Source organism: Salipiger sp. ABF4_146 (assembly GCF_056161345.1).
Genome location: NZ_JBSWYX010000001.1, coordinates 111,239 through 132,126, shown reverse-complemented (window position 1 = coordinate 132,126; position 20,888 = coordinate 111,239). Strand labels below are relative to the sequence as shown.

Genomic DNA, 20,888 nt, shown 5'->3' with positions numbered 1-20,888 from the left:
TCCCGCGACGGGGAATTTTCCAGCCAAGTCCCCTTTCCCTCGCCGCCAAATCTAATATGGTGAAAAAGAAAGCGACGAGGATCAGAGCCATGCCCTCCGGCATCGACTACGGGAATCTCATGCACCGCGCCATGCGCGGGCTCATTCATGACGTCCTACTGGGCGTTCAGGAAACCGGCCTGCCGGGTGAACACCACTTCTTCATCACCTTCGACACCCAGCATCCCGATGTGGAACTGGCCGACTGGCTGTCGGATCGCTACCCGGGCGAGATGACGGTGGTAATGCAACACTGGTACGACGACCTCGAGGTGACCGAGGACGGGTTTACCGTAACGCTGAACTTCGGCGATGCGCCCGAGCGGCTGTATATCCCCTACGACGCGATCAAGACCTTCGTCGACCCGTCGGTGGAGTTTGGCCTGCGCTTCGAGACCCACGAGGAAGAAGAGGACGACGACGAGCCCACGCCGCCCGATGGCGATGATCCCGAAGGCTCGGACGACGCGCCCAAACAAGATGCCGAGGTGGTGCGGCTGGATTCCTTCCGCAAGTAATTTCACCGCCTGCTGCAGCCTCGCGCCGCCGGCCCGCCCGGCGGCGTTCGCGTGTCTGGGCCCCGATCGCCCGTGTGACCGGCCGCCGTGGCGCATTTTCCTGCCCTGTCGCGACGCTAACACGCGCCGCAAGAGACGCTGCCCCGTTGCCCCTTCGCCTCGCTGGGGCTAAACGGCACACAATGGTATGCTTGCAGGAGGCAAAGATGGCCAACACCCGCACCGAAACCGACAGCTTCGGCCCGCTCGAGGTTCCCGCCGACAAGTACTGGGGCGCTCAGACCCAGCGCTCGATCATGAACTTCCCCATCGGCTGGGAGAAACAGCCTGTTCCGATCATCCGCGCGCTCGGCGTGGTGAAGAAGGCCTGCGCCATGGCCAACAAGGAACTGGGCAACATGGAGGCCGAGGTCGCCGACGCGATCATCGCCGCCGCCGGTGAGGTCATCGAAGGCAAGTTCGACGACAACTTCCCGCTGGTGGTCTGGCAGACCGGCTCGGGCACCCAGTCGAACATGAACGCCAACGAGGTGATCTCGAACCGCGCGATCGAGATGCTGGGCGGCGAGAAGGGCTCGAAAAGCCCGGTGCACCCCAACGACCACTGCAACATGGGCCAGTCGTCCAACGACACCTTCCCCACCGCCATGCACGTGGGCATCGCCATGCAGGCGCGCGACGTGCTGCTGCCCGGCCTGCGCAAGCTGCACGCCGCGCTCGAGGCGAAGAGCGAAGAGTTCAAGGACATCATTAAGATCGGCCGCACCCACACCCAAGATGCCACGCCGCTGACGCTGGGCCAGGAATTCGGTGGCTATGCGCATCAGGTGAAAAAGGGCATCGAGCGGGTCGAGGCCTGCCTTGGTGACATCTACGAGTTGGCGCAGGGCGGCACCGCCGTCGGCACCGGGCTCAACACCAAAAAAGGCTGGGCCGAGATGGTCGCCGCCAATATGGCCGAGATCACCGACCTGCCCTTCGTCACCGCGCCCAACAAGTTCGAGGCGCTGGCCGCGCATGACGCAATGGTGATGTTCTCCGGCGCGCTGAAGACCGTCGCCGCCTCGCTGTTCAAGATCGCCAACGACATGCGCCTGCTGGGCTCCGGTCCGCGCTCCGGTCTTGGCGAGCTGATCCTGCCGGAAAACGAGCCCGGCTCGTCGATCATGCCCGGCAAGGTGAACCCGACCCAGGCCGAAGCGCTGACCATGGTCTGCGCCCACGTCATGGGCAATGACGCCGCCGTCGGCATGGCCGGCAGCCAGGGCCACTTCGAGCTCAACGTCTACAACCCGATGATGAGCTACAACGTGCTTCAGTCCATGCAGCTGCTGGGCGATTCCGCCTCGGCCTTCACCGACAACATGGTGGTCGGCACGCAGGCCAACACCGCGCGCATCGACAAGCTGATGAAGGAATCGCTGATGCTGGTGACCGCGCTGGCGCCGACCATCGGCTACGACAACGCCACCAAGGTCGCCAAGACCGCGCATAAGAACGGCACCACCCTGAAGGAAGAGGCCATCGCCCTCGGCTTCGTCGATGAAGAGACCTTCGACGCAGTGGTGCGCCCCGAGAAGATGATCGGCCCGAAGGACTGATCACCCCGCTTGGGATGATTGCAGACGGGGCCCCGCGCGGGCCCCGTTTTATTTGCGGCAGCCGTTCCCACGCGCACCCTGCCCTCAGACCACCTCTCGCCCACGCAGCGTCTCCACCGCGCGACAATCCCGGCTCAGCTTTTCGATTGTCCCTGCGCCGCGCCGCGCTATCCTCTGAGCCCATGAGCAACGTCGTAAATCTCAACCGCTTCCGCAAAGCCAAGGCCCGCGCAGAAAAACGCGCGCAGGCCGATGAAAACGCGGCCCGGCACGGGCTCAGCAAGGCCGAAAAACAGCGCGAGACCAGCCGCAGGGACAAGGCCGCGCGCGAGCTTGACGGTCATCAGATCGACGAGGACGCGGGCACGCCCCCAGACGACGAGACCCCACGCTCATGAGCCCACGGGAAATCGGCCGCCCGACCAAGCATTCGCTGACCATTCGCGGCCACCGCACCTCGGTTTCTTTGGAAACGCCGTTCTGGGACGAGTTCCGCCGCATCGCCGAGAGTGAGGGCAAAACGCTCAACGCCCTCGCCACCGAGATCGACGCGCAGCGCGGGGTCGAGGCCGGGCTGGCCTCGGCGATCCGGGTGCATGTGCTCGAACATCTCAGGGCGCGGCTGCGCGACGCGGGCTAAGGCGCCTGAGGCGGGCGTCTTTGCAGGACCACTGAAAGGCTCAGCGGCTGTAGCGGCTGAGCATCTCGTAATCCTTGCGCGGCCCGCGCACACGCCACCGCGCGGTCCACTGCGGCCAGCCCCCAAAATCATACTCGGCGTCATATTGATCGGGATCGCACCAATGCGCCGCGCTGCCGCCAGCCGCCGGGACATGGTGAAAGAACCGCCCGTCGTCGAACCAGACCGACAGGTCCGACCCCCAGCGATAGCGCCGCTCGGCGGCGAAGCGCCCGGTCGGCAGGATCAGCTCTCCCGTCTCGACGTAGAGCGCGCCCTCGCCTTCGGCGCGCCACTCCGCGCGTCCCTCGAACCGCGCCGCGCTGCCGTCGCCATGGCGGATCTGGCGCATCAACTGCCAGTCGCCGAGGAAATCCCGGAGTGTGCGCATCGCCGCTCTTCCCGTCTTCTTCTCTTTCCAAATACGCAAAACGCGCCCGGCGCCAAGGCACGCGGCGCCCGGCATAAAGCGCCACCCGCGTCACCGCCCTTGCCGCGGCGCCACTTCCGCCCTATGACGCCCGCGTCTGCCATGCAAGAGACCGAAGGATAGCCGATGATCCCCCGCTATGCCCGCCCCGAGATGACCGCGATCTGGGAGCCCGCCACCAAGTTCCGCATCTGGTACGAGATCGAGGCCCATGCCTGCGACGCACAGGCCGCGCTGGGGGTCATCCCCAAGGAAAACGCTGAAGCCGTCTGGAAGGCCGACGACGTGGAGTTCGACGTCGCCCGCATCGACGAGATCGAAGCCGTCACCAAGCATGACGTCATCGCCTTCCTCACCCATCTCGCCGAGCACGTGGGCAGCGAAGAAGCGCGGTTCGTGCATCAGGGCATGACCTCCTCGGACGTGCTCGACACCTGCCTCAACGTGCAGCTGGTGCGCGCCGCCGACATCCTGCTGGGCGGCGTCGACAAGGTGCTGGCCGCGCTGAAAAAGCGCGCCTACGAGCACAAGGACACCGTCCGCGTCGGCCGCAGCCACGGCATCCACGCCGAGCCCACCACCATGGGGCTGACCTTCGCGCGCTTCTACGCCGAGATGGACCGCAACAAGAACCGTCTCGAGAAGGCAAAATGGGAGATTGCCACCGGCGCGATCTCCGGTGCGGTCGGCACCTTCGCCAACATCGACCCGGCGGTGGAAGAGCACGTGTGCGAGAAGCTCGGCCTGCGCCCCGAGCCGATCAGCACGCAGGTGATCCCGCGCGATCGCCACGCCATGTTCTTTGCCACGCTCGGCGTCATCGCTTCTTCGATCGAGAACATCGCCATCGAGATCCGCCACATGCAGCGCACCGAGGTGCTGGAAGGCGCGGAGTTCTTCTCGATGGGCCAGAAGGGCTCGTCGGCGATGCCGCACAAGAAGAACCCGGTGCTGACCGAGAACCTCACCGGCCTCGCGCGCCTCGTGCGGATGACGGTGATCCCGGCGATGGAGAACGTCGCCCTCTGGCACGAGCGCGATATCTCGCACTCCTCCGTTGAGCGCGGTATCGGCCCGGACGCCACAATCACCCTCGACTTCGCGCTGAACCGTCTCGCGGGCGTCGTCGACAAGATGATCATCTACCCGCAGAACATGCTCGACAACATGAACAAGTTCCCCGGGCTGGTCATGTCGCAACGGGTGCTGCTGGCGCTGACCCAAGCCGGTGTGAGCCGCGAGGACGCCTATTCCATGGTGCAGCGCAACGCGCTGAAGGTCTGGGAAGAGCGTCTCGATTTCCGCGAGCTGCTGCTGGCCGACGAAGAGGTGGTCAAAGCGCTTGGCGTCGACGGCATCAACGAGAAGTTCGACATGGGCTATCACACCAAGCACGTGGACACGATCTTCCGCCGGGTGTTCGGCGAGGGCTGATCGACCGAGGGTGGCGGGGGCAGTTCTTGGGGGCGCTGCCCCCACCCGCCTCCGGCGGGCTCCCCCGGGATATTTCTGCCTAGACGAAGGGCCGATACGGCGCTCGCGGGAACGTGAGCGCGCGCGTCGGCCCGTTTCTTTTTGGTGGCCGGCAAAGCTGTGCTAGCCTCGTCTTCGTTCCACACGGAGGACGAAGCATGACGATCAAGACCCTGTTGACCGCCGCCGCCCTCGTGGCCGCACCGCTCGTGGCATGGGCCGACTGCAGCTATCACGAGCAGGCCAAGATGACCTGCGCCGAAGGCTCTGCCTATGACGCCGAGAGCGGAACCTGCAAGGTCATTTCCGGCTGATCCAGCTGCGGCTGGCGATAGTTTCGTTGTGAGGGGCGACCGACGCGGTCGCCCTTTTTCTGCGCCCGTTCCCGGCTTGCCGCGTGCGGCTCATGGCTCAACGTATGAGGGTTCGTTAACCTCGCTGCGCTAGGTCTGGGGCTTGCATGCTCCCGAACCCTGCGCCAGCCCCATGTCCAACCTGCCTTCGCTTTCTGATCTTTCCACGCCCCCCGGCGGCAGACCGCCGCTGTCGCGCCGCGCCAAGGCGGCGATCATCGTGCAGTTCCTGCTCAACGAGGGCGCGGATGTGCCGCTGTCTTCGCTGCCCGACGATCTGCAGGCGGAACTGACGCTGCAACTGGGGCGCATGCGCTATATCGACCGTGCGACGCTCAACGCCGTGGTCGAGGAGTTCTCAGCCGAGCTTGACGGCATCGGCCTGTCCTTTCCCGGCGATATGGCCGGGGCGCTGTCGGCGCTCGACGGCAAGATCAGCGCCCGCACCGCGGCGCGGCTCCGCAAGGAGGCGGGCGTGCGCCAGAGCGGCGATCCATGGGAGCGGATCGGTGCCCTGCCCGAGCCGCGCATCGCCGAGCTGGCCAGCGCCGAGGCGATTGAGGTCGCCGCCGTGCTGCTGTCGAAGATCAACACCGCCAAGGCCGCCGCGGTTCTGGCGCTGATGCCCGGCGAGCAGGCGCGGCGCATCACCTATGCCGTGTCGATGACCGCCGGCATCTCTCCCGAGGCAGTCGACAGGATCGGACTCAGTCTTGCCGCGCAACTCGACGCCGAGCCGCCGAAAGCCTTCGCCAACCGCGCCGACGAGCGGGTCGGCGCGATCCTCAACTACGCCGCCTCGGCCAAGCGCGACGAGGTGCTCGAGGGGCTTGAGGAAACCGACAGGGAATTCGCCGAAGCGGTGCGCCGCGCCATCTTCACCTTTGCCGACATTCCCGTCCGGCTGAAAAAAGTCGATGTCCCCAAGATCACCCGCGACGTGCCGCCCGAGGTGCTGACCACCGCCATTGCCGCCGCCACCTCCGAGGCCGATCTGCCCGCTGCCGAGTTCCTGCTCGAGAACATGTCGAAGCGCATGGCCGGCGCGCTGCGCGAGGATGCCGCGGGCATGACGGTTAAGGGCAAGAAGGGCGAAAGCGCGATGAGCGCGGTGGTCACCGCCATCCGCGAACTGGTCAGTGTCGGCGAGATCGAGCTGAAGACCGACGACGACGACGACGGCTAGCCTGCCGCCGGAACTTGTACCGCGCCGCGCGGCAGCCTAAACCTGCCCCCAACAAGGACGGAGCGGGCTTTGACCAAAGGCGAAACCACGGGCGAGACCAAAGACACCGGTGAGGCCAAGCGCGCTGGCGAGACCACGCCCGCTTTGCCGGCGCGTGTGGCAACGCCGCAAGCCTCCACGCCTGCGGACGCGGGACGCGGCGGCACCGCCGATTATCTTTCCGACAAGGCGCTGCGCGGGATGATCCGGCTGGCGCTGGCGTTGCCCCCGTCTCTGCGCGGTCGGGTGATGGGCGGGCTTGTGCGGCGTCTCGTCGCGCCGCTGGCCGGATATCGCGCTCGCGCCATGGCCAACCTCCAGCACGTCTGGCCCGACATGCCCGAAGAGGCGCGGGGCCGCATCGCCGATCAGGTCGCCGACAACGCCGGGCGCACGATGATCGAGAATTACGACGTGCCCGGCCTGCTGGCGCGGATGAAGGACACGCCGGTCACCGGCGCCGGGGTCGCCGCCATGGAAGAGGCGCGCGCCGAGGGGCGTCCGATCCTCTTCGTCACCGGGCACTACGGCAACTTCGAAGCCCCCCGCGCCGCGCTGGTCGCCCGCGGATGGCGCATCGGCGGGCTTTACCGCCCCATGGCCAACCCGTTTTTCAACGCGCATTACGCCGCCAACATGCACCGTCTGAGCGACCCGGTTTTCGAGCAGGGCCGGCGTGGCACCATGGGGCTTCTCAAGCATATCCGCAGCGGCGGCATGGGCGTGCTGCTGTTTGATGTCTACGACAGCGCCGGCGTGCCCATCGATTTTCTCGGACAGCCCGCCCCCACATTGACCTCCGCCGCCGAGATCGCGGTGAAGACCGGTGCGCTCTTTGTGCCCTTCTTCGGCATCCGCCAAGCCGACGGGGTCAGCTTCCAGGCGGTTTTTGAGGCGCCGGTGGAGCACGGCGAGCCGGTGGAGATGATGCGCGAGGTCACGAGGCGGCTGGAAGCCCGGATCGCCGAAGACCCCGGTCAGTGGTTCTGGATCCACCGTCGCTGGAAGCCCAAGCGCCAGCGCAAGCGCGCCGCCAAACGTGCGCAGAGGCAGGGCTGATCCGCGATCAGTGGCGGCTCGGCGCAAGGCGCTTGCCGCAACGCCCCCTGCCGACGTAGCCTTCCCGCAGGCTCACCGCGCATCAACAGCGGTGCGGCCCGCGCGGCACGAAGGACACTTTCGCCTCTCATGGCGGTCCGTCGCCCAAGACGTTGAATTTGAGACAGTCATTCACACAGTCATTCACAGGGAGACCACCCCCCATGTCACACAAGCTCTGCATCATTGCCGCCCTGACCCTCACGCTCGCCGCCTGCTCCGAGACCGGTAGCGACAGCATGGCCGCGCCGATGCCCGCCTCGCCGCCCGGTCCGCCGTTCATCACCTCGATGTCGCCGGATGTCAGCAGCGCTGCCATCTCTGCCTGCCAAACCGCGCTCGAAGCGCAGACCGACGGCGGAGTCTCGGTTGCGGGGGGCGAGACATCAGAGGCCGCGACCGCGGTCTATATGCGCGTGGGGGCCAATGGCGCGCCGTGGCGCTGCCTCGTCTCGGCCGACGGCAGCAACCCGTCGCTGATGTTCATGGGGGATGAGGGCGCGGCCTGAGGGGCGCGCCGGGCCATCAGTCCTGCCAGCGCGCGGAGGCCAGCACCGGCCCGAACTCCGCCTCTTGCAGCAGCACCACCGCCGGGTCGTCTCCTTCGAGCGGCACGGCGGCCTCATAGGGTTCCTGCCCGTCCCAGCTGCCGATCACCTGCCAGCCGTGGGCGATATTGGTGTAGGTCACCTCAAGCCCGGCGTTCTCGCCATCCTCGATCGCCACGGTCTTTTCCGGCGCGTAGCGGACCAGATGGATCACCGTCTCGGCCGGAAGTTTGCCAACCGGCTCGGCACGGACCACCAACTCGTTGCCATCGCGGGCCAGCAGCAACTTGGCGGGTGACGGCAGGTCCGAGGCGGCGCGGATCGCATCCACGACCTTCATCGGGCGCGAGCCGACCACGTCGTAGCGCCCGTTGATGATCATCTGCGGCGTATAGAGCGAGCGGCGCCCGGCGGCGCGGGCATAGCCCTTCTGCCGCTTGGTGAACCCCGGATCGGCGAAATCGTCTTTCCAGCCGATGTAATCCCAGTAGTCCACGTGCAGCGCCAGCGGGATCACGTCGTCGCGGCCGCTAAGCTCGGCCAGCACCGCATCGGCGGGCGGACAGGCGGCGCAGCCCTGCGACGTAAAGAGCTCAACCAGAACCGGCGCGTCCTGCTGCGCCTCGGCTGCGCTGCCCGCAAGCAGCATGGCAAGAGGTGCCATCCAAGTCGTGAGTCGGTTCATCTGGCCAGTGTTCCCCTGTCTGTGCCCCCAAATGAGGTACAAAACCCGCTTTGAAATAACCAATCAAGGTTTTGCGAGAGCGGGTGAAGCGTGTTTTTCTTGCATTGTATACCGTTGGATACAAAAATTCGCACAGGCCACTTGATCCAGCCCCCCCTCTGAGCCATCTACCTAGGAGCGACCCATTTTTCTCCACGCAATGAGAGGGAGCCAGACATGCCTATTACAGTCGGTCAGGACACGGCCAAGACCCGCAAGACGCTCGAGGTCAACGGCAAGACCATCGCTTATTATTCGATCCCCGCAGCAGAAGCGGCCGGTCTCGGCGACTTCTCCAACCTGCCCGCCGCGCTCAAGGTGGTGCTGGAAAACATGCTCCGCTTCGAAGACGGCAAGACCGTCTCGGTGGATGACATCAAGACATTTTCCGAATGGGGCAAGCAAGGCGGCAAGAACCCCCGCGAGATCGCCTATCGCCCGGCTCGCGTGCTGATGCAGGATTTCACCGGCGTTCCGGCGGTGGTCGACCTTGCAGCGATGCGCGACGGCATCAAGGCGCTTGGCGGTGACGCGCAGAAGATCAACCCGCTCAACCCCGTGGATCTGGTCATCGACCACTCGGTGATGATCGACGAGTTCGGCAACCCGCGCGCGTTCCAGATGAACGTCGATCGCGAGTACGAGCGCAACATCGAACGCTATGAGTTCCTCAAATGGGGCCAATCGGCGTTCAACAACTTCCGCGTGGTGCCGCCGGGCACCGGCATCTGCCACCAGGTGAACCTCGAGTATCTGGCGCAGACCGTCTGGACCGACGAGGATCAGGACGGCACCGAGGTCGCCTACCCCGACACGCTGGTCGGCACCGACAGCCACACCACCATGGTCAACGGCGCCGCCGTTCTGGGCTGGGGCGTGGGCGGCATCGAGGCCGAGGCGGCTATGCTCGGTCAGCCGATCTCCATGCTGATCCCCGAGGTCGTCGGCTTCAAACTGACCGGCGAGATGATGGAAGGCACCACCGGCACCGACCTCGTTCTGAAGGTGGTCGAGATGCTGCGCGAGAAAGGCGTGGTCGGCAAGTTCGTGGAATTCTACGGCGACGGGCTCGACAACCTGCCGCTGGCGCAGCGCGCCACCATCGCCAACATGGCCCCCGAATACGGCGCCACCTGCGGCTTCTTCCCGATCGACGCCGAAACCCTGCGCTATCTTGAGCAGACCGGCCGCGACAAGGACCGCATCGCACTGGTCGAAGCCTACGCCAAGGAGAACGGCTTCTGGCGCGGCGCTGGCTATGATCCGGTCTACACCGACACGCTGGAGCTCGACATGGGCACCATCGTGCCCGCCATCTCGGGCCCGAAACGCCCGCAGGACTATATCGCGCTCGACGCCGCCGCGCCCGCCTTTGCCGAGTTTGTCGAAGGCCAGCGCAACGGCAGCAGCACTGACCGCGCCGAATCCCGCTGGGAAGCCGAGGGCGGCGCGCCCGAGCCGACCGACATCCCCGGCGACGTCGGCCACCACAAGAAGGGCTGGTACAAGACCGACGACGGCGCCTACCAGCTGCACGACGGCTCGATCGTGATCGCCTCGATCACGTCCTGCACCAACACCTCGAACCCTTACGTGATGATCGGCGCCGGTCTGGTGGCCCGCAAGGCACGTGAGCTTGGCCTCAACCGCAAGCCGTGGGTGAAGACCTCGCTGGCGCCGGGCTCGCAGGTCGTGTCGGAATACCTCGAGGCCGCCGGGCTGCAAGAAGACCTCGACGCCGTGGGCTTCAACCTCGTCGGCTACGGCTGCACCACCTGTATCGGCAACTCCGGCCCGCTGGATGCGCCGATCTCCAAGGCGATCAACGATTACGATCTGATCGCCACCTCGGTGCTGTCGGGCAACCGCAACTTCGAGGGCCGAATCTCGCCCGACGTCCGCGCCAACTACCTCGCCTCGCCGCCGCTGGTGGTGGCCTATGCGCTGGTGGGTGACATGAACGTCAACATCGCCGAAGACGTGATCGGTCAGGACAAGGACGGCAACGACGTCTACCTCAAGGACATCTGGCCCTCGAACGCCGAGATCGCCGAACTGGTCGAAAAGACCGTGACGCGTGAGGCGTTCCAAGAGAAATACGCCGACGTCTTCAAGGGCGACGACAAGTGGCAGGGCGTGGAAGTCAAAGGCGGCGAGACCTACAACTGGCCGCCGACCTCGACCTATGTGCAGAACCCGCCCTACTTCCAAGGCATGTCCAAGGACCCGGGCGTGATCACCAACATCGAGGGCGCGCGCATCCTTGCCGTGCTTGGCGACATGATCACCACCGACCACATCTCGCCCGCCGGCTCGTTCAAGGAAAGCACCCCCGCCGGTCAGTACCTTGTCGAGCATCAGGTGCCGGTGCGCGAGTTCAACTCGTATGGCTCGCGCCGCGGCAACCACGAGGTGATGATGCGCGGCACTTTCGCCAACATCCGCATCAAGAACGAGATGCTGGACGGTGTCGAGGGCGGCTACACCAAGGGCCCCGACGGCGAGCAGACCTCGATCTACGAGGCCGCCATGGCCTATCAGGATCAGGGCACCCCGCTGGTGATCTTCGGCGGTGAGCTTTACGGCGCCGGCTCCTCGCGCGACTGGGCGGCCAAGGGCACGGCGCTGCTGGGCGTCAAGGCGGTGATCGCCGAGAGCTTCGAGCGGATCCACCGCTCCAACCTCGTCGGCATGGGGGTCATCCCCTTCGAGTTCACCGGCGGCGACACCCGCACCACGCTGGGTCTGACCGGCGAGGAAAGCGTCTCGATCGAAGGCCTCGACAGCATCACCCCGCTGGCCGAGGTGCCCTGCACCATCACCTTCAAGGACGGTTCGACCAAGACCATCCAGCTCAAGTGCCGCATCGATACGGCGATCGAGAAGGAATACGTCGAGCACGGCGGCGTGCTGCACTACGTGCTGCGCAACCTCGCCGCCGCCTGATCGGCCACTTGGCACTTGGCGCGCACAAGCGCGCCAAGTGCCCCTGAATGCGACCGCCCGGAGCCTGCGCTCCGGGCGGTTTTTTGTGGGCAAGGCCCGGCCAGAGCCGGCAGTTTCGTGCCGGTCAAGCCCCTTGATGTGGCTGGAACAGCGCAGATATGCCGGTTTTCCGCGCAGGCGGGCACAATTTAAGCAAAAGATCGCCCGCCTGTCGCGATTGCGACACCGGATATCCGCCAAGCTGCTGTATTCTATCCCCAAGCTCCCATCTGAGGGGCAGCAAGCAGAAAGCGGCCCATCCGCGCAACCCGGCGAGAGCAGTCGCCACATCGTCTTTGAGGCAGAAGATGAAACGCACGACCATGATCCAGCTGGCGGCCCTTGTCGCCCTTGCCGTTCTTGGCGCTTACCACGGCGCAAAGGCGCAGCAGTCGCCCGCAACGCCCCTGTGCAACCGCCCGGCGATCGAGCATCCGATGTCCCCCTTGGCGCGCGACACCAAGGGAAGCTGCGAGCTATAATCCGCATCTGCGCATCTCGGACGGCTGTCGAGGCAAGGGGGCGCTGCCCCCTCGCCGCTGCGCGGCTCACCCCCGGCGTATTTTGGAAGAGAAGAAGCGGACGACGGCGCGGCGATCAGCCTTGTATCGTCAGCCCTGTATCATCAGCCCTGGGCCGTGACGGGCGGGGCGGGAAACAGCAGGTCGTAGAGCCAGTTGAAAACGAAGGCATAGACCACATAGAACAGCGCGAACGACAGGTCCATGACCAGCGCATGCCACAGGCTGACGCCAAGCTGCCACGCGATGTAGGGCGCGAGGGCGAGCAGCAGCCCCGCCTCGAACAGCAGCGCATGCGCCACGCGCAGGCCGGGCGTTTTCCGGGCATGGCCGTAGCGACGCTGCATCCAATGGTCGAAGAGCAGATTGTAGAGATAGTTCCAGCCCGTCGCCACAAGACTGCAGACCAGCGCGATCACCCCGATCTCATGGGTTGACGCACCAAAGGCGACGGCCCCGAGCGGGATGATGAGGGCAAGCCCGATCAGCTCGAAACTGACGGCGTGGCGGATACGGTCGAAACGGCTGCGCATGAGGTGTCTCCTTTGCCTCGGGCCGTCCCGTCTGATGCCCGATGCTGGGGGAGGTCGTCCTCACTCGGTGCAGGCATCTATGCCCCCCGGCCCGGCGTTTCAAGGCCGCGCCGGAGGATCGCACCGGCCGCAGCCGGTCAGCCGGCCTTGCGCAATTCGGGGGCCACCTTGGTGCCCAGCACCTCGATCGCCTTGAGCATTTCGGAATGCTCGATCACCCCGATCGCCATCTGGATCGTCACCCGGTCAAAGCCGAGGTCCTCGCGCAGGCCAAGGATCTTGTCGACAAGCTGCGCCGGGCTGCCGACGAACATCGACCCCTCGCGACTCATGCTCTCATCGTATTGCGCCCGGCTCTGCGGCGGCCAGCCGCGTTCGCGGCCGAGTTGGTCCATCACCTCCTTTTGCGCCGGGAAGAAGAGATCGGCGGCGCGCTGGCTGTCTTCGCCGACAAAACCGTGCACGTTGAGCGACACCCGCGCCTGTTCGGAATGACCGGTCTGCGCCGCCGCCTTGCGGTAGAGCTGGGCCAGCGGCGCGAAGCGGCGCGGCTGCCCGCCGATGATCGCCAGCGCCAGCGGCAGGCCAAGCGCCCCGGCGCGCACCATGCTCTGCGGCGTGCCGCCCGCGGCGATCCACAGCGGCAGGCGGCCATTCCCGGTGGCGCGTGGGTAGACGCCCGCGCCCTCGACCTTCGGCGTGTGCGTGGTGCCCGGCCATTTCAGCGTCTCGTGCTCGTTGATCGCCATCAGCATCGACAGCTTTTCCTCGAACAGCTCGTTGTAGTCATCCAGCGCGTAGCCAAAGAGCGGAAAGCTCTCGATGAAGCTACCACGCCCGACCATCATCTCGGCGCGCCCGCCGCTGAGATTGTCGAGTGTCGCATACTGCTGGTAAGCGCGGATCGGGTCGTCGGAGCTGAGCACGGTCACCGCCGAACTGAGCTTGATGGTCTTCGTGCTGCGCGCCGCGCCGGCCAGCACCGTGGCCGGAGAAGAGATCGCGTAATTCGGGCGGTGGTGCTCGCCAAGGCCGAAGATGTCGAGCCCGACCTGATCGGCCAGTTCGATCTCTTCCATCAGGTTCTGCAGCCGCGTCTGCGCATCGATCTTTTCGCCGGTCACCGGGTTCGTGCCGACGTCGCCGAAAGTGTAGAGTCCGAGTTCCATTGAAATCTCCTTGCCTTGGCGCGGAACTTAGGTCGGGCGGCTGCGGCGTGACAGCCCCTGCCCGCGCACAAGAGGTGTGCGGCACGCACAGGGGGCTGTGCGGCAGGCGCGGGGGACGCCGCGCCGCTGCGGGCAAGCGCGGGGGCCGCGCTCAGGCGGCCTGCGGCGGGCTTGGCAGATGCAGTTCGGCGCGCTGCCCCTGCCCGTCACTCTCGGGCAGCCTCAACGTGCCGCCGAGGCGCTCCATCGCCGCGCCGGCGATGGCGAGGCCGAGCCCGCTGCCGTCGCCCTCCGCCGCGCCGCGCACGAACCGCTCGCAGACCCGCGCGCGCAGGTCAGGCGGGATGCCCGGCCCTTCGTCCTCGACCCGCAGCGCCCCGTCCTGCAGCGCCCCGTCCTGCAGCGAAAGACGCACCGTGCCGCCCTGCGGCGAGGCCTGCACCGCGTTCTCCACGAGGTTGCGCAGCGCCGCGTGCAAAAGAAAGCCGCTCGCGCGCAGCGACACGGTGGCGCCCTGCGGCACCTGCGAGTCGAGCGACACGCCGCGCGCCTCGGCCAGCGGTGCGAGATCGGCGCAGACCTCGGCGCTGAGTTTTCCGAGGTCCGCATGGCCCGAGGTTTCGCCCGCGCTTTCCACCGCTGAAAGCTCCAAAAGCTGGCGCACCAGCCGGTCGGTGCGGTCGACCGAGCGTTCGATATTGTGCAGCGCCCGGGCACGCGTGGCCTCATCCGGCGCGATGCGGGCGATCTGCGCCTGCGTGCGCAGCCCGGCCAAGGGCGTCTTCAACTCATGCGCGGCGAAGGCGGTGAAGTCCCGCTCCGCCTCGCGCGCCTTGGCCAGCCGCGCGAACAGCCCGTCGAGCGCGCCGCGCATCGGGCGCATCTCGGCCGGCACCGGCCCGGCGGGCAGCGGCCCCAGATCACCGGGGCTGCGCAGCCGCAGCGCCTCGGCCAGCCGCAGCATCGGCGCCAGCCCGCGCCCGACGCTCACCCAGATCGCCGCGCCAAGCAGCGGCACGATCACCGCCAGTGGCAGCAAGAGGCCCTCGATCACCCCCGACACTAGCCGGTCGCGCACCGCCAGACTGTCGCCCACCATCACCCGCACACCCAAAGCTGTGTTCTCGACGGTGTAGACGCGCCACGTCTCGCCATCGACGTGCGATTCCGAATAGCCAGTGCCCCGCGCCGCGCTCAGTTGTGCCTGCGGTGCGCCCTCGGACTGGCCGACCAGCCCGCCCTGCAACGACCAGATCTGGCACGACAACTGATGCGCGTAATCGCCATGCGGATCGAGCGGGATCGCCACCGGCGCACCCTCGCTCGCCATGGCGATGCGCCGATCCGACAGCAGCGACGAGACCATGCGCGCCGCCTCGGCAAGCCGGGCATCCAGCACCTGCTGCACCTGCGCGCGGGTGGAATGCTCGATCCACAGCACCGCCGAAAACCAGATGCCGCCGGTGGCCAGCGCAAGGATCAGAAAAAGACGCAGGCGCAGCGACACGCTCTCAGCCCCCGCTCGCGACGCGATAGCCAAGGCCGCGCACCGTCTCGATGAACCCGCGGCCCAGCTTGGCGCGCAGATGGTGCACATGCACCTCGACCGCGTTGCTCTCGACCTCTTCCTGCCAGCCATAGAGCCGTTCTTCGAGCGCCGGTTTCGACAGGATCTGCCCCGGGCGCTCCATCAGCGCGTGCAGCACCGCGAACTCGCGCCGCGAGAAACTCAGCGGCACCCCCTGCAGCACGCCGCGCATCCGCGCCGGATCAAGCTCGAGCCCGTTCCAGCGCAGCACCGCCGCCGCGCGCCCGTCGGCGCGCCGCAAAATCGCCCGCAGCCGGGCTGCCAGTTCCTCCAGATCGAAGGGCTTGCCAAGGTGGTCGTCGGCGCCCGCGTCCAGCCCCTCGATCCGGTCGCGCACCTGATCGCGGGCGGTCAACAGCAGCACCGGCAGGTCCGAGCCGCCGCGCCGGATCTCGGCCAGCAGGTCGAGCCCCGAGCCATCGGGCAGCATCACGTCCAGCACCACGCCCGCGAACTCGCAGGCCGCCAGTGCCGCGCGGGCATCGGCCAGCGTGCCCACCGGATCGGCGGTGAAGCCCGCCAGCCCCAGCCCCACCGAGAGTCCCTCGGAAAGCACAGGGTCGTCCTCGACGATCAGGATGCGCATGAAACCTCCTTGCCTCGGCGCGTTCGCTGGTAAACCTTAAGACTTACTTAAGCAGCAATTCATAGTCGCATCACATGACCTTTCGCATGAGGCTCAGCAAGGCATCGCCGCGCGGCAGGGTGATCTCGCCCATTGCTTGTGCGCGCGCATGCCGCGGGCTACCCGCGGCGCCGGCCCGCCCGGCGCTGTTGCTGCGCAAACACATTCCGCAATCCGATTGCGGACAACTGCGCCTGCCGCCCTACCTGCACTGCGACGAGGGGACATCCCGCCCGCGGCACCGCCCCCCGCCTTACCGACGGTACAGACCGCTGCACCGCCATCCCCAAACGAACGGAACCGCCAGATGACAGACATCCTTCGCCCGCGCCGCAGTGTTCTCGCTGCGCTTTCGCTCGCCACGCTCGGCCTGCTTTCGGCCTGCGCCAGCACCACCTCGGTGCCGCCCAACACGCCCGGGGCCATCTCGGAAGAGACGCGGATGATGTATATGGCGGTGGACGACGGCGACATCACCATCCCGGCCATCGAAGACAAATACCTCACCGAAGCGAAGAAGCGGCAGGTGGTCGACTACTGGTCCGACGAAGCCCCCGGCACGATCATCGTCGATCCCGGTGCACGCTGGCTTTATCAGGTGATGGAGGGCGACAAGGCCATGCGCTACTCGGTCGCCGTGGGCGCTGAAGGGCTAAGCTTTTCCGGCACCGCCAATATCGCGCTGAAGCGCGAATGGCCCTATTGGACGCCGACCCAGAACATGATCCGCCGCGATCCGGAAACCTACAAGCCGGTGGCCAACGGGCTGCCCGGCGGGCTGGACAACCCGCTTGGGGCGCGCGCGCTCTACCTTTACAAGAACGGTCGCGACACGCTGTATCGCATCCACGGCACCCCCTCGCCCTGGACGGTCGGCCACGCCACCTCGTCGGGCTGCATTCGCATGTTCAATCAGGATTCCCTGCATCTGTTCGATCGCACGCCCAAGGGCACCAAGGTGATCGTGCTGACCCCGGCGCAATCGGGCCGCGGCACCGTGCCGCCGGGCGAGCCGCTGCCGGCCACCGCCGAGCTTGCCAGCCCCGACGCCTCGGCCAGCGCCACCTGACGCCCCCGCGCGGCGCACGGCGGATCGCATTCGCGTGAAGGCGGCGCCAGCGCCCCCAAGCTTAAGGTCCGGTTAAGGCCGGGCCGGTCTCTGGCCCTGAAGGACGGGGATGCCCCCGCCGGGAAGGAGACCACATGAGCCATAGTTTCACCCGCCGCGCCGCGCTTGGCGGCGCGCTGGCCACCGCCTCGGCACTGGCCAGCCCGGGGCTGCTACTCGCCGCGCCGCGCAACAATATCTCGAGCTTCGTGCGTCAGGACTGGCGCGACCATTTCGACGATCTGGGCAAGGCGACCATCGTCGCCGACACCGCCTCGCGCGCGCTGCACTACTGGAACAGCGACGCCAGCGACTACCGCGTCTATCCCACGTCGGTGCCGATCTCGGAAGAGCTGACCAAACGCGGCTATACCTCCATCGTGCGCAAAAAGGTCGGCCCGTCGTGGACCCCCACGCCCTCGCAACTGGAACGCTATCCCGACTGGAAGCCCATCGGCCCCGGCCCGGAAAACCCGCTGGGCACCCACGCGATGTATCTCAGCTGGCCCGCCTACATCATTCACGGCACCCATGACACACGCAAGATCGGCCGCCCCTCGTCGGATGGTTGCATCGGGCTTTACAACGAAAAGATCGCCGAGCTTTTCCAGATCTGCCCTGTCGGCACGCAGGTGCGGGTGATCTGAAGCCTCCCCCCGCACGTGTTCGTCCCGGCGCGTGCAGCCCCGCCGGCGTGCCCTTTGCGCCTCCGGCGGGGATATTTTTGTCTAGACGAAGATCAGTCCGGTTACTGGATCTCGCGGACGCCGCGATAGGCCGGGCCGAACGTGTCGTAGGCCTCGTCGAAGGCGGGCACCAAAGCGGCCACCGGCTCGATCACCTCGGCGGTGGCGGGCGGGCGGATGATCTGCTCGGGCGCGGCGCCGGTGGCAGCGATGAGCGCCAGCCGCGCCGCGCCAAGCGCCGCACCGAACTCGCCCGACGCCGGGACATGCAGCGGCGTGTCGAGCACCGTCGCGATCAGCCGCAGCCAGTAGCGCGAGCGGCTGCCACCGCCGATCGCCAGCAGATGTGACAGGTCGGCCCCCGCGCTGCGCAGCGCCTCGGCGCTGTCGCGCAGGCCGAAGGCCACCCCTTCCAGCACAGCGCGGGTCATCTCGTCGCGGCCGGTCTCGGCGCCCAGCCCGGTGAAGGCACCGCGGATCAGCGCGTCATTGTGCGGCGTGCGCTCGCCAGACAGATATGGCAAGAAGCGCACCCGGCCCGGCGGCTGCAGGGTGACGCCCAGAGGCGCGGTGAGTTCCGCGGGCCGCAGCCCCGCAATCCGCGCCAGCCAGTTGAGACTGTCGGTGCACGACAGCATCACCCCCATCTGGTACCAATGCCCCGGCACCGCGTGACAGAAGGTGTGCAGCGCGCTGTCCGGGCGCGGATGGCAGCCGTCCCGCGCCGCGAGCAGAACCCCCGACGTGCCGAGCGAAACGAAGCCCTGCCCTTCGCACAACGCGCCGGTGCCGCAGGCGGCGGCGGCATTGTCGCCCGCGCCGCCTGCGACCGTGACAGCGCCCGACAGGCCCCAGGACGCCGCCAGATCGGCGCGAAGATCGCCTGCCGCTGCGCAGCCTTCGACCAAATTGGGCATCTGATCGCGGCGCATGTGCCCGGCCGCCAGCAGCGCCTCGGACCAGTCGCGCGCGCCGATGTCGAGCCACGCCGTCCCGGCGCTGTCGGACATGTCGGCCACATGCGCGCCGGTCAGGTAAAGGTTGAGATAGGCCCCCGGCAGCAGCACCTTCGCCACCTGCGCGAACACCTCGGGCTCATGCGCTTCGACCCAGCGCAGCTTTGGCGCGGTGAAGCCGGGGAACACGATATTGCCCGAAGTCTCGCGAAACTCGGGACGCGCGTCCAGTTCCGCCGCCTCGGCATGAGCGCGCGTGTCGTTCCACAGGATGCAGGGGCGCAGCACCCGGTCCGCCGCGTCCAGCAGCACCGCGCCATGCATGTGCCCTGCCACCCCGATGCCGCGTAGTGCGGGCCACGCGGGCTCGGCCCGCAGGTCGGAAACCGCCCCCTCAAGCGCAGCAATCCAATGCGCCGGATCCTGCTCTGACCACCCAGACTGCGGGTGCTGCGCCTCAAAGTGGCGTTCGGCGCTGGCCAGCGGCGCGCCGTCTGCGTCGACCAGCAGCGCGCGCAGCCCGGAGGTGCCGAGATCGATGCCGAGGTAGGCCATGCGCTCAGCTCCGCAGATAGGTGTCGAGGGCCACGCTTGTGCCGTCCGACCAGATCAGCCCCAGCCAGCGTGCGAACTCCGCGGCGAAGACCTCATTTCCGGCGATCTCGCCATAGACCGCGCGCTGACTCAGCCATGCCTCGGGCATGTCGCGCGCCTGCGCCGCCAGCGCGGTCAGATCGGCCCAGTTGGGATCATTGGGCGCGATCGGCGTGCCGTCCTCGAAGCTGCCAAAGCAATAGCGGCACCACAGCGCGCTTTCCAGCGCCAGCCCACTGATCGGCGCGCCCTTGCGCAGCCCGTCGGCGATCGAAGGGACGATGAACTTCGGCTGCCGGTTCGAGCCGTCGAGGCAGAGGCGGCGGATGGTGTCCTTCACCGCGGTGTTGCCGAAGCGCTCTTCGATCAGCGCCAAATAGGCGGGCGGCGTGAACTCTGGCACCGGCTGCACATGCGGCAGGATCTCGTCTTGTTCGACTTTGCGCAGGAAGGCGCTGACCAGCGGGTGGCGCATGGCGTCATCGGCAAACTCGCAGCCCATCAGCGCCCCGGCGTAGGCGATGAGCGCATGGCCGCCGTTGAGGATGCGGATCTTCATGCGCTCATAGGCATGCACATGCTCGGTGAAGGTGACGCCCACCTCCTCCAGCCGCGGGCGGCCCTGCGGGAAGTGGTCCTCCATCACCCATTGCCGGAACGGCTCGCAGGTAACGGGCACCGGATCGTCGAGGCCAAACGCACGCGCCAGCGCCCGCTCGCCCTCCCCGGTGGCCGGGGTGATCCGGTCGACCATGGAGTTTGGAAACGCCACCTCCGCCTCGATCCATTGCGCGATCTGCGGATCAGACAGCCGCGCCGTGCCTGCCACCGCGTCGCGCGTCACCTCGCCGTTGCCGGGAATGTTGTCGCAACTCATCACGGTGAACGGCGGCAGACCGGCGGCGCGGCGCGCCTTCAGCGCGGCGACGATGGCCCCGAAGACGGTCTTGGGCGCCTCCGGTGCGGCGCCATCGGCCAGGATGTCGGGGTGCGTCGGATCAAAGGTGCCGGTGGCGGCGTCGACGTAATAGCCGCCCTCGGTCACCGTCAGCGACACGATGCGGGTTGCCGGATCGGCCATGCGCGCAATCAGCGACGCGTTGTCCGGGTCGACCTTCACGAAATCCACCATGGCGCCAATGATCCGCGGTTTCGGGCCCGAGGGATCAAGCTCGATCACCGTCGAGAGATACTCCTGCGCCGCCAGCGCTTCGCGCATGTTACTGTCAGGCGCGCGCACCCCGGCGCCGCAGATTGCCCAGTCGTGATCCAGCCCCTTGGCGAAGAGATCGTCGAGATAGACCGCCTGATGCGCCCGGTGGAAGTTGCCGAGCCCGACGTGGACGATGCCCGCCGACAGCGCGCTGCGGTCGTAGCCGGGCACGGTGATGCGCTCATCGAGCGCGCCGAGCGTGTTGGTCTGGAGTTTCATGGG

At 67.0% G+C, this 20,888-nt stretch carries 21 protein-coding genes; 13 read left to right on the top strand and 8 right to left on the bottom strand.

All coding sequences use genetic code 11. The features are described from left to right. Positions 1–89: 89 nt before the first annotated feature. The 4 genes from ACXAJT_RS00650 (at position 90) to ACXAJT_RS00635 (ending at position 2,798) form a co-directional block, all read left to right on the top strand. The gene (locus ACXAJT_RS00650) at positions 90–557 is read left to right on the top strand and encodes an SspB family protein (RefSeq protein ID WP_475231878.1); all 468 of its coding nucleotides are present in this window, start codon (positions 90–92) and stop codon (positions 555–557) included. Positions 558–763: 206 nt separating this feature from the next. Then, positions 764–2,158: a class II fumarate hydratase gene (gene fumC, locus ACXAJT_RS00645; RefSeq protein WP_475231876.1), complete on the top strand. Its 1,395-nt coding sequence runs from the start codon at positions 764–766 to the stop codon at positions 2,156–2,158. A 182-nt stretch (positions 2,159–2,340) separates the two neighbouring features. Then, entirely contained in the window at positions 2,341–2,556 is a 216-nt protein-coding gene (locus tag ACXAJT_RS00640; protein WP_475231874.1) for a DUF4169 family protein, read from the top strand. Beyond that, positions 2,553–2,798: a ribbon-helix-helix domain-containing protein gene (locus ACXAJT_RS00635; RefSeq protein WP_475231872.1), complete on the top strand. Its 246-nt coding sequence runs from the start codon at positions 2,553–2,555 to the stop codon at positions 2,796–2,798. Before ACXAJT_RS00640 ends, ACXAJT_RS00635 begins: the two co-directional genes overlap by 4 nt. 40 nt (positions 2,799–2,838) lie before the next feature. Here ACXAJT_RS00635 and ACXAJT_RS00630 read toward each other — a convergent pair whose 3' ends face one another. Beyond that, a complete protein-coding gene (locus ACXAJT_RS00630) occupies positions 2,839–3,228 on the bottom strand; it encodes a DUF6314 family protein (protein ID WP_475231870.1) in 390 nt (129 codons plus the stop codon). A gap of 165 nt (positions 3,229–3,393) precedes the next feature. Between ACXAJT_RS00630 and purB the strand changes: the two genes are divergently transcribed. The 5 genes from purB to ACXAJT_RS00605 all read left to right on the top strand — a co-directional run bounded on the left by purB (position 3,394) and on the right by ACXAJT_RS00605 (position 7,925). After that, a complete protein-coding gene (purB, locus tag ACXAJT_RS00625; protein ID WP_475231868.1) occupies positions 3,394–4,701 on the top strand; it encodes an adenylosuccinate lyase in 1,308 nt (435 codons plus the stop codon). Between the two features lie 197 nt (positions 4,702–4,898). Beyond that, positions 4,899–5,054, top strand: a complete 156-nt coding sequence (locus ACXAJT_RS00620) for an adenylosuccinate lyase (protein ID WP_475231866.1) — start codon at positions 4,899–4,901, stop codon at positions 5,052–5,054. 172 nt (positions 5,055–5,226) lie between these two features. After that, entirely contained in the window at positions 5,227–6,279 is a 1,053-nt protein-coding gene (locus ACXAJT_RS00615; RefSeq protein WP_475231864.1) for a flagellar motor switch protein FliG, read from the top strand. Positions 6,280–6,435: 156 nt separating this feature from the next. Further along, complete coding sequence (locus ACXAJT_RS00610) at positions 6,436–7,377, top strand: lysophospholipid acyltransferase family protein (RefSeq protein ID WP_475232746.1); 942 nt, start codon at positions 6,436–6,438, stop codon at positions 7,375–7,377. Between the two features lie 203 nt (positions 7,378–7,580). Next, positions 7,581–7,925: a hypothetical protein gene (locus tag ACXAJT_RS00605; protein ID WP_475231862.1), complete on the top strand. Its 345-nt coding sequence runs from the start codon at positions 7,581–7,583 to the stop codon at positions 7,923–7,925. 16 nt (positions 7,926–7,941) lie between these two features. Here ACXAJT_RS00605 and ACXAJT_RS00600 read toward each other — a convergent pair whose 3' ends face one another. Further along, positions 7,942–8,649 (bottom strand): DUF1223 domain-containing protein, encoded by a 708-nt coding sequence (locus tag ACXAJT_RS00600; RefSeq protein ID WP_475231860.1) that lies wholly within the window; start codon positions 8,647–8,649, stop codon positions 7,942–7,944. Between the two features lie 216 nt (positions 8,650–8,865). Between ACXAJT_RS00600 and acnA the strand changes: the two genes are divergently transcribed. After that, positions 8,866–11,634, top strand: coding sequence for an aconitate hydratase AcnA (gene acnA, locus ACXAJT_RS00595; RefSeq protein WP_475231858.1), 2,769 nt, complete (start codon positions 8,866–8,868; stop codon positions 11,632–11,634). Positions 11,635–11,981: 347 nt separating this feature from the next. Then, complete coding sequence (locus ACXAJT_RS00590; RefSeq protein WP_475231856.1) at positions 11,982–12,155, top strand: hypothetical protein; 174 nt, start codon at positions 11,982–11,984, stop codon at positions 12,153–12,155. A gap of 143 nt (positions 12,156–12,298) precedes the next feature. Here the strand turns inward: ACXAJT_RS00590 and ACXAJT_RS00585 are convergent, their stop codons facing one another. From ACXAJT_RS00585 to ACXAJT_RS00570, 4 genes are all read right to left on the bottom strand, one after another. After that, positions 12,299–12,727 carry a PACE efflux transporter gene (locus ACXAJT_RS00585; protein WP_475231854.1) on the bottom strand — a complete coding sequence of 143 codons (429 nt, stop codon included), beginning with the start codon at positions 12,725–12,727 and terminating at the stop codon, positions 12,299–12,301. 137 nt (positions 12,728–12,864) lie between these two features. After that, a complete protein-coding gene (locus tag ACXAJT_RS00580) occupies positions 12,865–13,896 on the bottom strand; it encodes an LLM class flavin-dependent oxidoreductase (protein WP_475231852.1) in 1,032 nt (343 codons plus the stop codon). 151 nt (positions 13,897–14,047) lie between these two features. After that, positions 14,048–15,403 (bottom strand): ATP-binding protein, encoded by a 1,356-nt coding sequence (locus ACXAJT_RS00575; RefSeq protein ID WP_475231850.1) that lies wholly within the window; start codon positions 15,401–15,403, stop codon positions 14,048–14,050. 4 nt (positions 15,404–15,407) lie between these two features. Next, a complete protein-coding gene (locus ACXAJT_RS00570; protein WP_475231848.1) occupies positions 15,408–16,070 on the bottom strand; it encodes a response regulator in 663 nt (220 codons plus the stop codon). A 346-nt stretch (positions 16,071–16,416) separates the two neighbouring features. Between ACXAJT_RS00570 and ACXAJT_RS00565 the strand changes: the two genes are divergently transcribed. Continuing rightward, positions 16,417–17,178 carry a L,D-transpeptidase gene (locus ACXAJT_RS00565; protein WP_475231846.1) on the top strand — a complete coding sequence of 254 codons (762 nt, stop codon included), beginning with the start codon at positions 16,417–16,419 and terminating at the stop codon, positions 17,176–17,178. A 134-nt stretch (positions 17,179–17,312) separates the two neighbouring features. Further along, positions 17,313–17,864, top strand: coding sequence for a L,D-transpeptidase (locus ACXAJT_RS00560; RefSeq protein ID WP_475231844.1), 552 nt, complete (start codon positions 17,313–17,315; stop codon positions 17,862–17,864). Positions 17,865–17,965: 101 nt separating this feature from the next. Here ACXAJT_RS00560 and xylB read toward each other — a convergent pair whose 3' ends face one another. Further along, positions 17,966–19,414, bottom strand: a complete 1,449-nt coding sequence (gene xylB, locus ACXAJT_RS00555) for a xylulokinase (protein ID WP_475231842.1) — start codon at positions 19,412–19,414, stop codon at positions 17,966–17,968. 4 nt (positions 19,415–19,418) lie between these two features. Next, a complete protein-coding gene (locus ACXAJT_RS00550) occupies positions 19,419–20,885 on the bottom strand; it encodes a mannitol dehydrogenase family protein (RefSeq protein WP_475231840.1) in 1,467 nt (488 codons plus the stop codon). Between the last annotated feature and the right edge of the window lie 3 nt (positions 20,886–20,888).

Bases quoted from the DNA above. Each gene is read 5' to 3' on its own strand.
- ACXAJT_RS00605 (WP_475231862.1), top strand. From the start codon at position 7,581: ATGTCACACAAGCTCTGCATCATTGCCGCCCTGACCCTCACGCTCGCC.
- ACXAJT_RS00585 (WP_475231854.1), bottom strand. From the start codon at position 12,727: ATGCGCAGCCGTTTCGACCGTATCCGCCACGCCGTCAGTTTCGAGCTG.
- ACXAJT_RS00560 (WP_475231844.1), top strand. From the start codon at position 17,313: ATGAGCCATAGTTTCACCCGCCGCGCCGCGCTTGGCGGCGCGCTGGCC.
- ACXAJT_RS00640 (WP_475231874.1), top strand. From the start codon at position 2,341: ATGAGCAACGTCGTAAATCTCAACCGCTTCCGCAAAGCCAAGGCCCGC.
- ACXAJT_RS00620 (WP_475231866.1), top strand. From the start codon at position 4,899: ATGACGATCAAGACCCTGTTGACCGCCGCCGCCCTCGTGGCCGCACCG.
- ACXAJT_RS00550 (WP_475231840.1), bottom strand. From the start codon at position 20,885: ATGAAACTCCAGACCAACACGCTCGGCGCGCTCGATGAGCGCATCACC.
- ACXAJT_RS00615 (WP_475231864.1), top strand. From the start codon at position 5,227: ATGTCCAACCTGCCTTCGCTTTCTGATCTTTCCACGCCCCCCGGCGGC.
- xylB (WP_475231842.1), bottom strand. From the start codon at position 19,414: ATGGCCTACCTCGGCATCGATCTCGGCACCTCCGGGCTGCGCGCGCTG.
- ACXAJT_RS00565 (WP_475231846.1), top strand. From the start codon at position 16,417: ATGACAGACATCCTTCGCCCGCGCCGCAGTGTTCTCGCTGCGCTTTCG.
- fumC (WP_475231876.1), top strand. From the start codon at position 764: ATGGCCAACACCCGCACCGAAACCGACAGCTTCGGCCCGCTCGAGGTT.
- ACXAJT_RS00570 (WP_475231848.1), bottom strand. From the start codon at position 16,070: ATGCGCATCCTGATCGTCGAGGACGACCCTGTGCTTTCCGAGGGACTC.
- purB (WP_475231868.1), top strand. From the start codon at position 3,394: ATGATCCCCCGCTATGCCCGCCCCGAGATGACCGCGATCTGGGAGCCC.
- ACXAJT_RS00630 (WP_475231870.1), bottom strand. From the start codon at position 3,228: ATGCGCACACTCCGGGATTTCCTCGGCGACTGGCAGTTGATGCGCCAG.
- ACXAJT_RS00650 (WP_475231878.1), top strand. From the start codon at position 90: ATGCCCTCCGGCATCGACTACGGGAATCTCATGCACCGCGCCATGCGC.
- ACXAJT_RS00580 (WP_475231852.1), bottom strand. From the start codon at position 13,896: ATGGAACTCGGACTCTACACTTTCGGCGACGTCGGCACGAACCCGGTG.
- acnA (WP_475231858.1), top strand. From the start codon at position 8,866: ATGCCTATTACAGTCGGTCAGGACACGGCCAAGACCCGCAAGACGCTC.
- ACXAJT_RS00600 (WP_475231860.1), bottom strand. From the start codon at position 8,649: ATGAACCGACTCACGACTTGGATGGCACCTCTTGCCATGCTGCTTGCG.
- ACXAJT_RS00635 (WP_475231872.1), top strand. From the start codon at position 2,553: ATGAGCCCACGGGAAATCGGCCGCCCGACCAAGCATTCGCTGACCATT.
- ACXAJT_RS00590 (WP_475231856.1), top strand. From the start codon at position 11,982: ATGAAACGCACGACCATGATCCAGCTGGCGGCCCTTGTCGCCCTTGCC.